Source organism: Streptomyces sp. NPDC031379 (assembly GCF_055569615.1).
In genome coordinates, this window is record NZ_JBVIIT010000031.1 from 62322 (window position 1) to 78003 (window position 15682).

The 15682-nt window shown below is 72.4% G+C and carries 15 protein-coding genes; 7 read left to right on the forward strand and 8 right to left on the reverse strand.

The window, feature by feature from the left end; all coding sequences use genetic code 11:
- Nucleotides 1-272: 272 nt before the first annotated feature.
- From ACZ5CW_RS35195 to ACZ5CW_RS35210, 4 genes are all read right to left on the reverse strand, one after another.
- Nucleotides 273-1412 carry a hypothetical protein gene (locus ACZ5CW_RS35195; RefSeq protein ID WP_468608756.1) on the reverse strand — a complete coding sequence of 380 codons (1140 nt, stop codon included), beginning with the start codon at nucleotides 1410-1412 and terminating at the stop codon, nucleotides 273-275.
- On the reverse strand, nucleotides 1412-2074 hold the full coding sequence (locus ACZ5CW_RS35200; protein ID WP_468608758.1) for an RNA polymerase sigma factor: 663 nt from the start codon (nucleotides 2072-2074) through the stop codon (nucleotides 1412-1414). The genes ACZ5CW_RS35195 and ACZ5CW_RS35200 overlap by 1 nt, the downstream gene beginning before the upstream one ends.
- A 277-nt stretch (nucleotides 2075-2351) precedes the next feature.
- The gene (locus ACZ5CW_RS35205) at nucleotides 2352-3269 is read right to left on the reverse strand and encodes a hypothetical protein (protein ID WP_468608760.1); all 918 of its coding nucleotides are present in this window, start codon (nucleotides 3267-3269) and stop codon (nucleotides 2352-2354) included.
- A gap of 129 nt (nucleotides 3270-3398) precedes the next feature.
- Nucleotides 3399-4031 (reverse strand): RNA polymerase sigma factor, encoded by a 633-nt coding sequence (locus tag ACZ5CW_RS35210; RefSeq protein WP_468608762.1) that lies wholly within the window; start codon nucleotides 4029-4031, stop codon nucleotides 3399-3401.
- Between the two features lie 195 nt (nucleotides 4032-4226).
- Between ACZ5CW_RS35210 and ACZ5CW_RS35215 the strand changes: the two genes are divergently transcribed.
- On the forward strand, nucleotides 4227-4538 hold the full coding sequence (locus ACZ5CW_RS35215; protein ID WP_468608764.1) for a hypothetical protein: 312 nt from the start codon (nucleotides 4227-4229) through the stop codon (nucleotides 4536-4538).
- A gap of 176 nt (nucleotides 4539-4714) precedes the next feature.
- Complete coding sequence (locus ACZ5CW_RS35220; RefSeq protein ID WP_468608766.1) at nucleotides 4715-7414, forward strand: N-acetylmuramoyl-L-alanine amidase; 2700 nt, start codon at nucleotides 4715-4717, stop codon at nucleotides 7412-7414.
- Between the two features lie 54 nt (nucleotides 7415-7468).
- On the opposite strand, the gene ACZ5CW_RS35225 is transcribed toward ACZ5CW_RS35220, so the two are convergent.
- From ACZ5CW_RS35225 to ACZ5CW_RS35240, 4 genes are all read right to left on the reverse strand, one after another.
- Nucleotides 7469-7855 (reverse strand): hypothetical protein, encoded by a 387-nt coding sequence (locus ACZ5CW_RS35225; protein WP_468608768.1) that lies wholly within the window; start codon nucleotides 7853-7855, stop codon nucleotides 7469-7471.
- A gap of 183 nt (nucleotides 7856-8038) precedes the next feature.
- On the reverse strand, nucleotides 8039-8608 hold the full coding sequence (locus ACZ5CW_RS35230; protein ID WP_468608770.1) for a hypothetical protein: 570 nt from the start codon (nucleotides 8606-8608) through the stop codon (nucleotides 8039-8041).
- Nucleotides 8609-8699: 91 nt separating this feature from the next.
- Nucleotides 8700-9404 (reverse strand): DUF4328 domain-containing protein, encoded by a 705-nt coding sequence (locus ACZ5CW_RS35235; protein ID WP_468608772.1) that lies wholly within the window; start codon nucleotides 9402-9404, stop codon nucleotides 8700-8702.
- A 202-nt stretch (nucleotides 9405-9606) separates the two neighbouring features.
- Complete coding sequence (locus ACZ5CW_RS35240) at nucleotides 9607-11223, reverse strand: beta-N-acetylhexosaminidase (RefSeq protein ID WP_468608858.1); 1617 nt, start codon at nucleotides 11221-11223, stop codon at nucleotides 9607-9609.
- Between the two features lie 193 nt (nucleotides 11224-11416).
- Between ACZ5CW_RS35240 and ACZ5CW_RS35245 the strand changes: the two genes are divergently transcribed.
- The 5 genes from ACZ5CW_RS35245 to ACZ5CW_RS35265 all read left to right on the forward strand — a co-directional run bounded on the left by ACZ5CW_RS35245 (nucleotide 11417) and on the right by ACZ5CW_RS35265 (nucleotide 15576).
- The gene (locus tag ACZ5CW_RS35245) at nucleotides 11417-11965 is read left to right on the forward strand and encodes a 2-oxo-4-hydroxy-4-carboxy-5-ureidoimidazoline decarboxylase (protein WP_468608774.1); all 549 of its coding nucleotides are present in this window, start codon (nucleotides 11417-11419) and stop codon (nucleotides 11963-11965) included.
- A gap of 189 nt (nucleotides 11966-12154) precedes the next feature.
- Complete coding sequence (gene sdhC, locus ACZ5CW_RS35250) at nucleotides 12155-12535, forward strand: succinate dehydrogenase, cytochrome b556 subunit (RefSeq protein WP_468608776.1); 381 nt, start codon at nucleotides 12155-12157, stop codon at nucleotides 12533-12535.
- Nucleotides 12536-12540: 5 nt separating this feature from the next.
- Nucleotides 12541-13023 (forward strand): succinate dehydrogenase hydrophobic membrane anchor subunit, encoded by a 483-nt coding sequence (locus ACZ5CW_RS35255; RefSeq protein ID WP_468608778.1) that lies wholly within the window; start codon nucleotides 12541-12543, stop codon nucleotides 13021-13023.
- A gap of 19 nt (nucleotides 13024-13042) precedes the next feature.
- Nucleotides 13043-14797 carry a succinate dehydrogenase flavoprotein subunit gene (gene sdhA, locus ACZ5CW_RS35260; RefSeq protein ID WP_468608780.1) on the forward strand — a complete coding sequence of 585 codons (1755 nt, stop codon included), beginning with the start codon at nucleotides 13043-13045 and terminating at the stop codon, nucleotides 14795-14797.
- Nucleotides 14797-15576 (forward strand): succinate dehydrogenase iron-sulfur subunit, encoded by a 780-nt coding sequence (locus tag ACZ5CW_RS35265; protein ID WP_468608782.1) that lies wholly within the window; start codon nucleotides 14797-14799, stop codon nucleotides 15574-15576. Before sdhA ends, ACZ5CW_RS35265 begins: the two co-directional genes overlap by 1 nt.
- Nucleotides 15577-15682: the final 106 nt, after the last annotated feature.

Genomic DNA, 15682 nt, shown 5'->3' on the forward strand with positions numbered 1-15682 from the left:
CCCCACCCCCGCCCCCCCCCCCCCTCCCCCCCCCCCCCCCCCCCCCCCCCCCCCCCCCCCCCCTCTCCCGCGCACCCCCCCCCCCCCCCCCCCCCCCCCCCCCCCCCCCGCCAGGTGCACGAGCCGTGGGTACGGGGGGAACCCCGGCTCAGTGCGACGGCCGATGACCAGTCGGCTCACTCAGTACTGCGTCCCGGGCTCCAGAAACGTCACACCTCTCACGGAAAAATTTCCGCGGACCACAAAATCGCAGCTCAGAGGGTGTGCGTGGATCAGGGAGCGCGGTGTCGGAGGGCGGTGTACGTCGGGCTCGGTGCCGGGGTCGCCAAGACGTGGCCGGGATGGCCGGGGTGCCCGGGGCGGACCGGGGCGAAAGCGGAGGGAGCGGGTGCGGGTGCGGCCCCGCCGCGGTGCCGGCCCTTGCCGCCGCCCCTGTGTCTGCCGCCGCCCTTGTGGGGGTGGCCCTCGTCGTCGCCCTGGCCGTCCCCCTTCTCGTCGCCCTTGCCCTGGCCGTCGCCCTTGCCCGCGTCGCCCTTGGCGCCGCCGGCGTCCGGGTCGCCCTTGCCGCCCTGGTCGCCGTTCGTGGGGCCCGCGGCGGCCAGGACGACCTTGCAGTACTTGGTGACGCGCGCGGAGCCGCCCGCCAGGTCCTCCAGCGCGCGCTTGCGGCCGGCGTCCAGTTCCCTGCCGTCCCGGATGTCCCGGCAGGCCGCGGCGACGCCGTGCCGGCCGGTGCCGGGAGGCGTGGCGGGGACATGGGAGCGGGGAGCCCGGCTCCGGCCCGGACCGTCGTCGTCCGGTCCGGCCGCCTCGTCGGAGGCCCCGCCGCGGGGCGCGCCCGCGCTGCCGCTCGGCAGGCCCGGCGCGGTGCCGGACGTGGTCTGCGCAGAGGGGGAGGCGAGCGGCCGTCCGGAGGTCCCGGCGGTGACGGAGGCGGCGGGTCCGGGGCGTTCCTCGCCGAACGGCGTGGGCAGCACCCCGCTGCCGGCGGCGACGGCGACCCCGCCGAGCGTGCCCGCCGCCAAGGCGGCCGCGAGCGCGAGCCGTGCCGGGCGGGCCCAGCGGGGACGGACGGCGATTCCGGTACGGTCCGGTCCGCCGATGCGGACCAGGCCCGCGTCGGCGCCGTGGGCGGGGGCACCGGAGCGCCTGCCGGGGGCGTCGTCGGCGAAGGCGGCGGCGGTGCGTTCAGCCTCGGCCGCCTCGCGGGCCTTGCGGAACGCGGCCAGGGCGGCCTGTTCGCCGGGGAGTTCACCGGGGGCGGGGGCCGCCTCCGCGGACAGTGCGCCGAGCGTCCGGGAGAGGCGTTCGGCCTGGTCATGGGCGGAGGTGTCGACGGCTTCCAGCGACTCACCGCGCAGCAGACGTTCAGCCGTTTCACGGTTCAGCCACTTGTAGTGCTCGTCGGCCATCACATGTCCTTCTGCGTCCGCGCACGCGTATGCGTCACAGTTGCGGACGTCACCGCGCGACCACGCGGTTCTCGCTGAGGTGGCAGCGCGTCGAGCACGCCCGCCGATTCCGGATCGTCGCCGAGCAGCTCCGCGAGGCGCTTCAGGCCCCGGTGCGCGGCGGTGCGTACCGCACCCGCGCGTTTGCCGAGGGTCTCGGCGGCGGTCTTGGCGTCCAGACCCACCACCACCCGCAGGACGACCGCCTCGGCCTGGTCCTGCGGGAGCCGTGCGATGAGGGAGAGGGCGCTGCCGGTGGCCAGGGCCTCGATGGCCTCGCCGGCCGTGTCGGACTCGGCGGCCCGGCCGGTCAGTTCCGTCTCGTCGCCGCCTATGGCGGGGCGGCGGCCGCGCATGCGTATGTGATCCAGGGCGCGGTTGCGGGCGATCCGGGCGGCCCAGCCGCGGAACCGGTCGGCATCGCCGCTGAACCGGTCGAGGTCCCGGGCGATCTGCAGCCAGGCCTCGGACGCGACGTCCTCGGCGTCCGGATCACCGACCAGCGTGCGCACGTATCCGAGCAGCCGTGGATGCACCGCGCGGTACACCGCACGGAACGCGGTCTCATCACCGTTCTGTGCTGCACGTACTGCGGCGGTCAGCTCCGCGTCGTCCCCCAGCACCGCACTCCCTTACGCCTGTCTTCGGTCGGCGCGAAAGGCACGTTACGGCGTGAAACCGTTCCTCGTCCATGTCTGTAGAAGATGCAACTAACTCGTGACCGGGTACGAATGTGCGCAGGGTGAGGTTCGGCGTGGCCGGGTGTGACAGAAAACGCACGCACGGCGCTGAAGAAGGTACGGGCCGTGCGCGGCCCGTCCGCGCGACGGCCGGGGCCTCTCCTGTGGGGGGTGGCGGCCCCGGCCGTTGCCTTTACGGGGCACGGCCGGACGGCCCGGCTCACTTCTTCCCGTCGGCCCCGGCGCCCGCAGCGTGCGGTCCGTCGCCCCTGCCCTTGCCCCCACCGCTGCCACTCGAAGAACCACTGCCGGAATTACCCGACTTGTCGGGCTTCCGCTCCTGTGGGGCATCGGTGTCGCGTCCCTGCGACCGCGCCTCCTGGGCGGCCCGGGCGACTTGGGCGGCGCAGTAGGCGGCGACCTTGTCCGTGCCACCCGCCGCCGCGACGAGCCGCCGCCAGGCCGTCGACTCCAGGGCGTTGCCCCGGTCCCCGGCCCTCGCGTAGGTCCGGCAGTGGGCCACGGTGTCCCGCGCGGTGTCCGGGTGCCCCGGACGCACGGCGGGGGCGGTCGGACCCGCGCCGCCGGAGCCGGCGGCCGGCTCGTGGGCCGGGTGCGGCGCCCTCACCGCCGGACGGGCCGGCCGGGAGGTGTCCCGGCCGGCCGCCGTACCGGATCCGGCCGCGCCGATCGCGGCGACGGCGACACCGCCCAGCGTGAGACTCGCGAGCAGCACCGAGAGCGCGCCCTTCAGCGAGGGCCGCACACGCCGGGACGCACGGGGGCGCCAGTCGTCCCGGGTCCGCGTCCGCGCCCGGTGCGCCCCGGAGTCGCGGGCGGCCCGGAAGGCGGCCACGGCCCGGCACTCGGCCTCGGCGCCGACGGCGGGTACGACGCCGTCCGCCCGCAGCACGGCACCGAAGCGCGTCTCGAACCGGGAGAGCGCGGAGGAACCTGGGACGCCGTCGCGGCCCGCCGCGTCGGCGCCTTCGGAGGCTTCGGTCCGTCGGGAGGATTCGGTCCGTTCGGATGCTTCGGCGCGGCCCGGGGTCTCGGTGTGTGCCGGCGTGGGAACGGTGGTGTCCGGGTGTGCTCGTCGACGGCTGGGCAGCCCGCCGCCGCTGTGCCGTTCACCCATGTCCGTTCCCGTCCTCGCCCGGTCCGCCCGGTCCGCCCGGACCACCGGATACACGCGGCCCACCGTCCCCCGTACGGGGTCCGGAACCGATGGTTCTCCCGTATCCATACGGCTCGCGGCCGTCGCCGTTCACTCCGCCTCCCCCAGCGTGCGGGGATCCGCCTCCGTCACACCCTCGCCCGCCGTGTCCGGCGCGCCCAGATGCCGGGCCAGCCGTTTCAGCCCGCGGTAGGCGGCCGTGCGGACCGCGCCGGGGCGCTTGCCGAGGACGCGCGCGGCGGCCGGGCCGTCGAGGCCGACGACCACCCGCAGCAGCACGGCCTCGGCCTGGTCCCGCGGCAGTGCGCGCACCAGTTCCAGCGCCCGCTCGGTGGACAGGGACTCCAGGGCCTGGTCGTAGGTGCTGTGCCGGCCGGGCAGGTCCAGTGCGGCCTGGTCGAGCGCGGCCGCTCGGGGCCGTACCCGCTGGCGGCGCAGGTGGTCCAGGGCGCGGTGCCGGGCGATGGTCGCGCTCCAGCCGCGGAATCCGGCGCCGTCGCCCTTGAACCGGCCCAGGTCGCGGGCGATCTCCAGCCACGCTTCCGAGGCCACGTCCTCCGCGTCCTCGCCGACGAGCCCCCGCAGATAGCCGAGCAGGGCGGGCTGCACGATGCGGTAGGCCAGCGCGAAGGCGGCCTCGTCGCCGTCCTGGGCCCGTGCGACGGCAGCGCCCAGCTCCCCGTCCCGCGGCTGCGGGCGGCGGCGTTCCCCTCCCTGGCCCAAGACCGTCCTCGTTCGTGGCGCGTCCCTCACGGTGCGACACGCCTCGGCCGTGTCTCCGCCCTCCAGGATGATCAGCGCCGGACCTCACAGAAATGTCACAGCCCTCGGCGGTCCCGGGCCTGTTCGCACGATTGTCGGTGCCCCCTCCTACGCTCCGCCACGACCGGCCGACGAACACGGAGGGAAGACAACGACATGGGCGGCAACTGCTGGACGCACACCGGCCCGTACCGACAGGACCTGGAGGCGGCCTTCCGCCAGGCTCAGGCGGACGAACTGGCCAAGGACGACCACGGCTTCGGCGCCGGCCGGACGGCGGAGGAGCTGTGGCGGGACCCGGCCTGGCACGAGTACATCTTCACCGGCGGCACCGGCTCGGTCCGGACGGCCGGCCGACCGGCATCGGGTACTGGGGCGTCACGGCGGACTAGCGCGCGCACGTCGTCCCCTCGGGCCGTGCGGGAGCGGCGTGCGCACGGGCCCGCACCGACACGCCGGGACCCTTGAACTCCCCGTCCTCGAGGGGTGGTTCGCCCTGCCCGTCGAGTGCGCGGCGAACACGCCGGGGTCGCATCACAGGGCCGAATGGGTGCCGGGTGACGTTCCGGCCGGTCCGAGCGCTGTACAAGTGCTGCCTGTGTGACAGGTGGAACCATAGTGTTCGTCTTCTAGGGGTGGGACAGTTGAGTCCTCGCAGGACCCATGCGTACAAACCGCTCAGCTTCAAAGGGAGAGCCTGGCTGACGCTCGGAGCCGTCGTACTCGGCGGTGCCGGAGTCGTCACCTATGCCGTCGCGGACCCCGGTGAGCACGACGACGGCAAGGGCGCGAGCCGCGAGCCGTCCGTCCACACGCTGAAGCTGTCCGACCAGGGCCATGGGCACCGGGGGCTGGCCAAGCGCGACACGAACCGGTTCTCCGCCGCGCTGCTCACCTGGAACGACGAGCGGGCCGAGCTGAAGGGCACCCCGGAGATCCGCTACCGCTCGCGGGAGACCGGCGAGTGGTCCGACTGGCAGAAGCTGCCGGACGACCCGTTCTCCGCCGACGGCGCCGAAGGCGTACACGCCCGCGAGCGCGCCCGGGGCGGCACCGCGTCGGTGTGGACGGGTGACGCGGACGGCATCACGGTCCGCGTGGTCGAGCCGGACGGCACCGCGGCCGAGGGACTTCCCGCCGGACTGGACGTGAAGCTGCTCGACCCCGGCACCGATCCGGCGGGCAGCCCGCAGCCGGCCGCGTTCACGGCGGAGACGACGACGCCGTCGGCGACCGACTCGCCGTCCCCGTCGGACACGTCGTCGGGCAGCCCGTCATCCACCGACTCCGCCTCGGCGTCCGCGACGGACTCCGCGTCGGCCTCGGCATCGGCATCGGAGTCGAGCTCCGCGTCGGCCTCGGCGTCCGACTCCGCCTCCCCCAGCCCGACCAGCACGGTCCCGGCCCCGCGCCCCTCCACGGTCGCCAAGCCGCCGGTCATCACGCAGGCCGAGTGGGGCGCCTCCACCGACTACGACGGCACGCCGAGCTACGGCACGGAGATCAAGGCGGCCGTCGTCCACCACACCGGCGTCGACAGCGACAACACGGTGTCGTGCGCCGACTCGCGGGCCCGGATGCGGACCATCCAGCAGGAGCACTTCTCCCGCGGCTACTTCGACATCGGCTACAACTTCGTCGTCGACCGCTGCGGCCAGATCTTCGAAGGCCGCAGCGGCGGGATGGACCTGCCCGTGGTGGGCGCGCACGACATCGGCTTCAACACCAACACGGTCGGCATCTCCTACATCGGCAACTACATGACCGCGCACCCCTCGCGGGCCGCCCTGGACTCGATCGCGCGGATCGTGGCCTGGAAGTTCGGGATGTACGGCATCGACCCGACCGGCAAGGTCACGCTGACCTCCGGCAGCCCCAAGGGCCAGGACGGCAACCTGATCGACAAGGACCAGCAGATCACCCTGCCCCGCGTCTTCGGCCACCGGGACACCAACGCCACCGCCTGCCCCGGCGACAACCTCTACAAGAAACTGCCCCTCATCGCCGCGCTGGCCAAGACCCCGGGCATCTCGCACGCCCTGCCCACCTCGGACCGCGACCGGGACGGCCTGCCCGACCTGGTCGCCGGCACCCCGAAGGCCAACTCGGTGACGATCGTGCCGGGTGGCGTGGACGGACCGGTCAGCGGCAAGAAGATCACGCTCACCCAGAACAGCACGGGCGTGCCCGGCTCCTCCGAGTCCGGTGACGCCTTCGGCACCGCGACCGCCTGGGGCGATGTCAACGACGACGGATACGCCGACCTCGCGATCGGTTCTCCCGGCGAGGACGACACCACCGGCCACGCCGACCGGGGCTCGGTCACCGTCATGTACGGCCCGGCGCTCACCACCGGGTTCTCGTACAACACGTCGGGCAGCATCACGGCGACCGGCGCCAAGCTCGGCTCCACGGTCACGGTCGGCGACTTCAACGGCGACGGCAAGGCGGACGTGTTCGCGGCCGGCACCGGCAAGGGCGGCAACTGGAACGTACGGCTGACCGGCGGCGCCACCACCTCCGGCACCCTGACCACGGCCACCGGCTCCCTCGCCTACCTGGACGCCGCCACCGGCGACTTCAACCGGGACGGCTACGCGGACGTCGCCCTCAACTACCGTGACTCGGGCGGCATCTCGCGCGTGGTCCGGTTCGCGGGCTCGGCGCAGGGGCTGACCAAGGCGGGTGTGCTCAGCGTCAAGGGCGGCCGCTCCGTCGCCTCCGCCGACTTCGACGCCAACGGCTACGACGACCTCGTCATCGGGCAGCCGTACACCGCGGAGTCCGGCGCGTACCGGGGCGGTCAGGTGACCATGCTGCTCGGCACCTCCACCGGCTTCACCACCACCGGCATGAAGAGCGTCCACCAGGACACCAGCGGGGTACCGGGTTCCGCCGAGGACGGCGACGCCATGGGCGCCTCGGTCTCCGCCGGCGACTACAACGCCGACGGCTACCCCGACGTCCTGGCCGGCCTGCCCGGCGAGGACATCACCCGCGACGGCGTGAACCGCTCCAACGCCGGCTCGGCGCTGCTGCTCAAGGGAAGCTCCACCGGCCTCACCGGTACCGGCTCGGTCGCGGTCTCCCAGGACACCTCGGGCGTGCCCGGTGCCACCGAGAGCGGCGACCAGTTCGGCTCGTCGGTGTCGCTGACCGACCTGTCCGGCTACGGGCGGTCCGACCTGACGTTCGGCGTCGCCGGGGAGGACGGCGGCGACGGCATCCTGATGTACCTGCCGAGCAACAGCTCCGGACTCGGGTACGCGCAGACGGTGGTGTTCAGCAAGTCCGGTCTCGGTACGCCGACGGACGCGGCCCTGGGCACCGCCCTGGCACCGTAGTGCCGTGACGCGCTCCGGCCGGGACCCCATCCGAGGAGGGTCCCGGCCGGACGTTCATCCCAGGGCGGTCGCGTCCCGGCACAGCAGACGCAGCGAGCCGTGGCCGCCGAAGCAGCGCCGGGCCTCGTCGATGGGGTCCCACAGCCGGCCGTCGGGGGTGCGCACCCAGTGCTCGCCGCCGGTCGCCCACCACTCGGCGCCGGTCTGGCGGACGAGCACCTCGCCGGCGTAGGCGCCGAATCCGCGCAGCACGTTCTCCACCGCCGCGTACGGCGGCCCCTCACGGCGTATCTCCTCGATCATCCGGTCCACCCGCCACAGACTCTGTGCCGAGTAGTCGAGCCGTACCCGCGCACCCTCGCGCATGGTCGCGACCGCGTCCGCCGCCCACCGCACGGGCTTCGCCGCGGCGTGCGGCCTGGTCTCCTGCTGTGCTGTCACGTACTGGGCTGTCACATAGGGAAGAGCGAGCGGCAAGTGGCATCCGTCACGGGCATCGTGAACGTTTGGCCAACCGTCGCAGGACCGCCCCACGTCCACCGCACGACAGCCACAGGACCCACCCGGCCAGAGGGTCCGGACACCGGGCCGCCTCCCGCACGGGATCCGCGGCGCCGGGCTCTGTCACGCTCCGGATTCCGCGGCGCCCCGGGCCCTGCGGGAGACCACCGCGCGCAGCACCCGGCGGCCCTCGACCGAGACGTCCAGGGCCCGGCGCAGACCGTGCGCGCCGTGGCCGGCGAGGAGTTCCAGGACGGTGATCTGGCGGCGCAGCTCGGCTGCGACGAGCGGCGGCAGGTCCTCCGTCTCACCCGCGCGCCCGGCGTCCAGGCCGTCGTCGGGCGCGGTGCCGTCCGCGGCGGGGTCGAGCAGCCGGTGGACGCGCAGGGAGGCGACCGAGCAGGCGTCGGCCCAGGGCCGTACCGCGTCGGCGGTGGGCTCGGCCGGAGCCGCGTCCAGCATGCGGCGGGCGAGCCGGGCGGCCTCGTCCTCGGCGGACCGCGGGCCGCCGAGCACGTCGCGGGCCTTGTCCAGGCCGCCGCCCCAGCCGGAGCCGTCGGCGAGGCCGGCCCACAGCGGGCGCAGCAGTTCGTCGTCGCCGCCGAGCAGAGGCAGGCACCGATCCAAACAAGCCAACCCACTGGCGGCCAGCCCACGCTCGTCGGCCTGTGCGATCAGTTCCACCAGGCTCATATAGCCTCCCTCGCCAGGGCGCCGCCCGGTACGGAGCCCGCACTTCCCCTTACTGCGTGCGACGGCCCGGGAGTGTCACAGCCAGAGGTTTTCAGCCAAGGGCGGGGATCGGCGCGGGACCGGCGAGGGCCCTCGCGTGCTGCATCCGGGTGATCTTCAGGACCACGAGGATGGCCAGCACGGCCGCCACGACGTCGAACGCGTCGGAGAACAGCATCTGCCGGGTCGCGTCGCGCAGCGCGGCCGCCGTGTCCGCCCGCCGGTACATGGTGGACGCGGCCCGGTCGGCGAACAGGGAGACGATCCACACGAACCACCACGCGTTGACGAGGGAGTGGCCGGGGCGGTCGGCCCAGGCGGCGCTGGAGTCCCAGATGTCGAGGGTGACGCGGCGCGGGAACCACAGGTTCACCACCGGGACGAACCAGCCGCCGATCGTCCAGCCGCGCGCCTTGCTCTGCCCGCCCGGGTTGAACACCTCGGCGTTGACCCGCACCCGCCACAGCCAGCACAGGTACACGGTCATCGTGGCGAGCAGGGCGGTCACCTGGGCGACGCCGGCGGCCCGGTACAGCGAGTCGGCGCGGTCGGCCCGGTCGACGACGTCGGAGCCGGTGATCCCGTCGGCGAGGTCACCGGCGACGTCCAGCTGCACCACGTCGGCCCAGACCGCGAACAGGTCGGCGGCGATGACGAGCCCGAGCAGCGCGGCGGCGGCCCGGCCGAGTCCCACCGGTGAACGGAGTACGGGACCGGGCGCCCCGGTGTAGGCCGGAGCGGGCATGGGCGAGGTCATGACGTGGTTCCCCCGAGAAGCGGCGACGGTGCGGCGGGCGCTCGGCCCTCCCCGAGCCGGACGCACGAAGACCGGAACATACGGTCAGGGGCGGTCGTACGTCCACTCGCGTCCCGGCGCGGGTCCCCCCGGCCCGGCCGGTCGACCGCCCCCCGCCCGGCGGTCCGCCGACCGCCTCGGCCCAGCCGGTCCGCCGACCGCCTCAGCCCAGCCGGTCGGCCAGCTGTTGGAACTCGGCCCAGGACAGCGCGGGCCTGCCCGGGTCCCACAGCTTCTGCACGGTGGCCCGCAGCGGCATCCTGATCCCGGCGGCGACCTGCCCCTCCGTCTGGGCGTTGCGGAAGTCGCTCCACACCGCGAACGACCCGCCGAGGATCTGCCCGTCGTAGCGCGCCGGCACGGCGGTCGTGCCGCGCAGCACCCGCGGGTTCCACTGCTCGTAGATGCGCTGTCCCGTGGGATACACGAAGGTCTGCGGCTGCCCGAGCACGTAGTAGAGGAACTCGTCGTTGTAGTTGAGCACCTTCCGCCCCGCGCTCAGGTACTCCACCGGCTGCCGGGCGCCGATCTCCTTGCCGGTCCAGTAGGCGACCTGGAGGTCCTCGGCGGGCCGCACGGAGGTGCCCCGGAAGAAGCCGTCGTTCCACGCCCGCATGGTCCGGTCGTGGGCGCGGACGGTGTCGGCGCGGTCGTTGAGCCAGCCGGTGGCGAGGTCGGCCACGGTGCCGCCGGAGCCGTACTTCTGCCGCGCGGCGGCCGCCAGCTGCGGATACGACGCCTGCGGGTCCCGCACGGTCAGCGCCTGGTACTCGTCGCCGCCGAGGTGCCACTGGTCACCGGTGAAGAGCCCCGCGTACTCGTTCAGCAGATCGTCGACGATCTTCGCGGAGGCCGGGTTGGAGATGTCGACGGCGCCCTTGGTGGCGACCCCGCTCGCGTTGCGCAGCTGGAGGTCGGGGTGGGCGGCGATGACGGCGCCCAGATGGCCCGGCGAATCGATCTCGGGGACGACGGTGATGTGCCGGCTGCCGGCGAGGTCGACGATCTTCTTGACCTGCGCCTTGGTCAGGTGGTCCGGGGAGACGATCTCGGGGTGGGTGCTGGACTCGATCCGGAAGGCCTGGTCGTCGGAGAAGTGCAGCCCCAGCTCGTTGAACTTCAGGTCCCCCAGTTCCCTTATCCGGTCCTCGATCCAGGTCTCGCTGAACGGCTTGCGCGCGATGTCCAGCATGAACCCGCGCTTCGGCTTGGCGGGCTCGTCCCGCACGACCCCCTCCGGGGCCGTACCGCCGCCGTGGACCTCCTGCTTCAGCGTCCGGGTGCCGTAGAAGACGCCCGCCTCGCCGGGCCCGCTGATGTCGACCCGCCCGCCGCGGACGGTCATCGTGTACGACTCCTGGTTCCCGCCCCCGCCGCCGAGCGCGAGCCGTACGTCACCGGCCCGCACGTCGTCCTTCTCGCCCGCGTAGGCCAGCCCCAGCTCCCCGGCCACCAGCCGGCCCTCGTCGGCCAGCTCGGCATCGCTCACCACCACCCGCTCGCCCTGCCGCGGCTTCCAGCCGGGACCGCGCGCCGGGGTGTGGGAGCGCACCGCGGGGATGGTGCGCGGTGCCTGCGACAGCGGATAGGACCGGCTGGGCGTCGGACTCGCCGACGGCGTGGCCGGACCGTCGGAGACGGTGCCCGAGACCCGGTCGGAGGACTGCCGCGTGCCCTCTTCCCGGTTCCCGCCGCCGTCCGTCGAGGCCCACACGCCGACACCGGTGCCGAGCGCGACGGTCCCGACGAACGCGGCGGCCACCACCGCCCGCTTGCGCATCACCTGCTGCGCCGAGCCCCGGCGCCTGTGCTGGTTCACTCTGCCAACGTACGACTGATCGGCGGTTCATTCGTCACCCGAGCGTTCCGAAACTCTCCCGTCCGAGTGAAATTCGGGCATCGCACGGACACAGAGTGACCACTCTCGATAACCTGACGACACACATTTCACAGCATCCCCTGCCACACCCCCCGTGACGCAAGGACCCACGCTGCCCGCCCACCGTCTCCCCTATCTCCCCACACCCCTCGACGCCTTCAACGCCGCCTCCGACGGCGAGGCCCGCGCCCTCCTGCTGCACTGCCTGCACAACCCGCGCTGGGCCCACCGGATCGCCGAGCACCGCCCCTACCCCGACCTGGACGCCCTCCTGGCCGCGGCGGACGAGGCGGCGTACGACCTCTCCCCGCGCGACCTGGCCGAGGCCCTGGCGGGGGAGTCGCTTCCCGAACTGCCCGAGGACACGTATTCGGCGGCCCACATGGCCCTGAGCGCCGCGCACGCCGCCTACGAAGCCCGATTCGGACACACGTTCGTCATCTATCTGGGCGACACGCACCCGGACGACGTCATCGACCGCATCCTCGAAGGCATCCGGTCACGATTGGCAAACGATCCGGAGGAGGAGCGGGTCGTGGCAGCCGAGGAACTCCGGCGCCTCGCGAGGAGCAGACTCGCGGCGTGCCTGAGGGGCACCGAGAGCCACGCGACGAGCCACCATGCACCCGCACACGGCGCATAACCGTGCACATCGGGCCGAATGCCGCGCCTCTAGGCCGTCCGGTGCCACTTTGATCACACAAGTAGGCCCCCCGTAAGCCGGGGCGCACCGCATGGATACGATGCTGGGGGCCGGTGGACCGTACCCGGCCGGGCCCGACCGACAGTGAAGCCGGCGCGGCCCTAGTCCCCGCTCCCGGAGGGTTCTTCCGTGCCGGCTGGAACGCTGTACCGCGGCAGGGAAGGAATGTGGTCCTGGGTGGCTCACCGAGTCACCGGCGTCCTCATCTTCTTCTTCCTGTTCGTTCATGTGCTGGACACCGCTCTCGTGCGTGTCTCCCCCGAGGACTACGACAAGGTCGTAGCCACGTACAAGACGCCGATCGTCGCGCTGCTGGAGTACGGCCTCGTCGCCGCCATCCTCTTCCACGCGCTCAACGGCCTGCGCGTCATCGCCGTCGACTTCTGGTCGAAGGGCCCGCGCTACCAGAAGCAGATGTTCTGGACCGTGATGATCGTCTGGATCGTGCTGATGCTCGGGTCGATCTACCCCGTGCTCGGTCACGCCGCTCGTGTCCTGTTCGGGAGCTGACGCCGATGTCCACGACTGAAACCACCGCGTCCGGAGTCGGCCCCGTCGAGGGCGTCCCCGTCTACACCGTCGACAACCCGGCCCCGCTGATCGAGGCGCCGCGCAAGCGGACCAAGAAGACCCCGAAGTCGACCCGGGGCAACTTCGAGCTGGCGGCCTGGCTGTTCATGCGCCTGTCCGGCATCGTGCTGGTCGTCCTCGTCCTCGGCCACCTGCTGATCCAGCTCTTCCTGGACGGCGGTGTCTCCAAGATCGGCTTCGCCTTCGTGGCCGGCCGCTGGGCGTCCCCGTTCTGGCAGGTCTGGGACCTGCTGATGCTGTGGCTGGCCATGCTGCACGGCGCCAACGGCCTGCGCACGGTCATCAACGACTACGCCGAGCGGCCGAACAGCCGGCTGTGGCTCAAGGGCCTGCTCTACACCGCCACGGTGTTCACCATCCTGCTGGGCACGCTGGTGATCTTCACCTTCGACCCGAACATCCGCTAGGCACGGGGCTGCGAGAATCATGAAGATCCACAAGTACGACACCGTCATCGTCGGCGCCGGTGGCGCGGGCATGCGCGCGGCCATCGAGTCCACGAAGCGCAGCCGCACCGCCGTGCTGACCAAGCTGTACCCCACCCGCTCCCACACGGGCGCCGCGCAGGGCGGCATGGCCGCCGCGCTGGCCAACGTGGAGGAGGACAACTGGGAGTGGCACACCTTCGACACGGTCAAGGGCGGTGACTACCTGGTCGACCAGGACGCCGCCGAGATCCTGGCGAAGGAGGCCATCGACGCCGTCCTCGACCTGGAGAAGATGGGCCTGCCGTTCAACCGGACCCCGAACGGCACCATCGACCAGCGCCGCTTCGGCGGCCACTCCCGCAACCACGGCGAGGCCCCGGTCCGCCGGTCCTGCTACGCCGCGGACCGCACCGGCCACATGATCCTCCAGACGCTGTACCAGAACTGCGTCAAGGAGGGCGTGGAGTTCTTCAACGAGTTCTACGTCCTGGACCAGCTGATCAGCGAGGTCGACGGCGTCAAGAAGTCGGCGGGTGTCGTCGCCTACGAGCTGGCGACCGGCGAGATCCACGTCTTCCAGGCGAAGTCCGTCATCTACGCCTCCGGCGGCACCGGCAAGTTCTTCAAGGTGACGTCGAACGCCCACACCCTGACCGGTGACGGCCAGGCCGCGGTCTACCGCCGTGGTCTGCCGCTGGAGGACATGGAGTTCTTCCAGTTCCACCCGACCGGCATCTGGCGCATGGGCATCCTGCTGACGGAGGGCGCCCGTGGTGAGGGCGGCATCCTCCGCAACAAGGACGGCGAGCGCTTCATGGAGAAGTACGCGCCGGTCATGAAGGACCTCGCGTCCCGCGACGTCGTCTCGCGCTCCATCTACACGGAGATCCGCGAGGGCCGCGGCTGCGGTCCCGAGGGCGACCACGTGTACCTGGACCTCACGCACCTCCCGCCGGAGCAGCTCGACGCCAAGCTGCCCGACATCACCGAGTTCGCGCGGACCTACCTCGGCATCGAGCCGTACACGGACCCGATCCCGATCCAGCCCACGGCCCACTACGCGATGGGCGGCATCCCGACGAACGTCGAGGGTGAGGTCCTGGCGGACAACACCACCGTCGTCCCCGGCCTGTACGCCGCCGGCGAGGTCGCCTGCGTCTCGGTCCACGGCGCCAACCGCCTGGGCACGAACTCGCTGCTCGACATCAACGTCTTCGGCCGCCGCGCGGGCATCGCCGCCGCGGAGTACGCCCACACGGCGGACTTCGTCGAGCTGCCGGAGAACCCGGAGTCCCTCGTCGTCGAGCAGATCGAGCGGCTGCGCACCTCCACCGGCAACGAGCGGGTGGCCACGCTGCGCCGCGAGCTGCAGGAGACCATGGACGCCAACGTCATGGTGTTCCGCACCGAGCAGACGATCAAGACGGCCGTCGAGAAGATCGCCGAGCTGCGCGAGCGCTACAAGAACGTGGCGATCCAGGACAAGGGCAAGCGGTTCAACACGGACCTCCTCGAGGCGATCGAGCTGGGCAACCTGCTCGACCTGGCCGAGGTCATGGCCGTCTCGGCGCTGGCCCGCAAGGAGTCCCGCGGCGGTCACTACCGCGAGGACTACCCGAACCGCGACGACGTCAACTTCATGCGCCACACGATGGCGTACCGCGAGGTCGGCGCCGACGGCTCGGAAACCGTCCGTCTCGACTACAAGCCGGTCGTCCAGACCCGCTACCAGCCGATGGAGCGTAAGTACTGATGGCTACCCCTGTTCTGGACAAGGCGGACGCGGCCGGCCAGCCCGAGCCCGGTTTCGCCGACTCCCCCTACATCACGGTCACCTTCCGGGTCCGCCGGTTCAACCCGGAGGTCTCGGCGGAGGCGGTCTGGGAAGACTTCCAGCTGGAGATCGACCCGAAGGAGCGTGTCCTCGACGGCCTCCACAAGATCAAGTGGGACATCGACGGCACCCTCACCTTCCGCCGCTCGTGCGCGCACGGCATCTGCGGCTCGGACGCGATGCGGATCAACGGCAAGAACCGTCTTGCCTGCAAGACGCTGATCAAGGACATCAACCCCGAGAAGCCGATCACGGTCGAGCCCATCAAGGGCCTCACGGTCCTGAAGGACCTGGTCGTGGACATGGAGCCGTTCTTCCAGGCGTACCGGGACGTCATGCCGTTCCTGGTCACCAAGGAGACGAACGAGCCGACCCGGGAGCGGCTGCAGTCCGCCGAGGACCGCGAGCGCTTCGACGACACGACGAAGTGCATCCTCTGTGCCGCCTGCACCTCGTCCTGCCCGGTGTTCTGGAACGACGGCCAGTACTTCGGCCCGGCCGCGATCGTCAACGCGCACCGCTTCATCTTCGACTCGCGTGACGAGGCGGGCGAGCAGCGCCTGGAGATCCTCAACGACCGCGACGGCGTGTGGCGCTGCCGCACGACCTTCAACTGCACGGACGCCTGCCCGCGCGGTATCGAGGTCACGAAGGCGATCCAGGAAGTGAAGCGCGCGCTCATCACGCGCCGCTACTGATCCTTCCGACGCAACGGCGAGGGGGGGGGGGGGGGGGGGGGGGGGGGGGGGGGGGGGGGGGGGGGGGGGGGGGGGGGGTGGGGTGGGGTGGGGGGGGGAGGGCGGT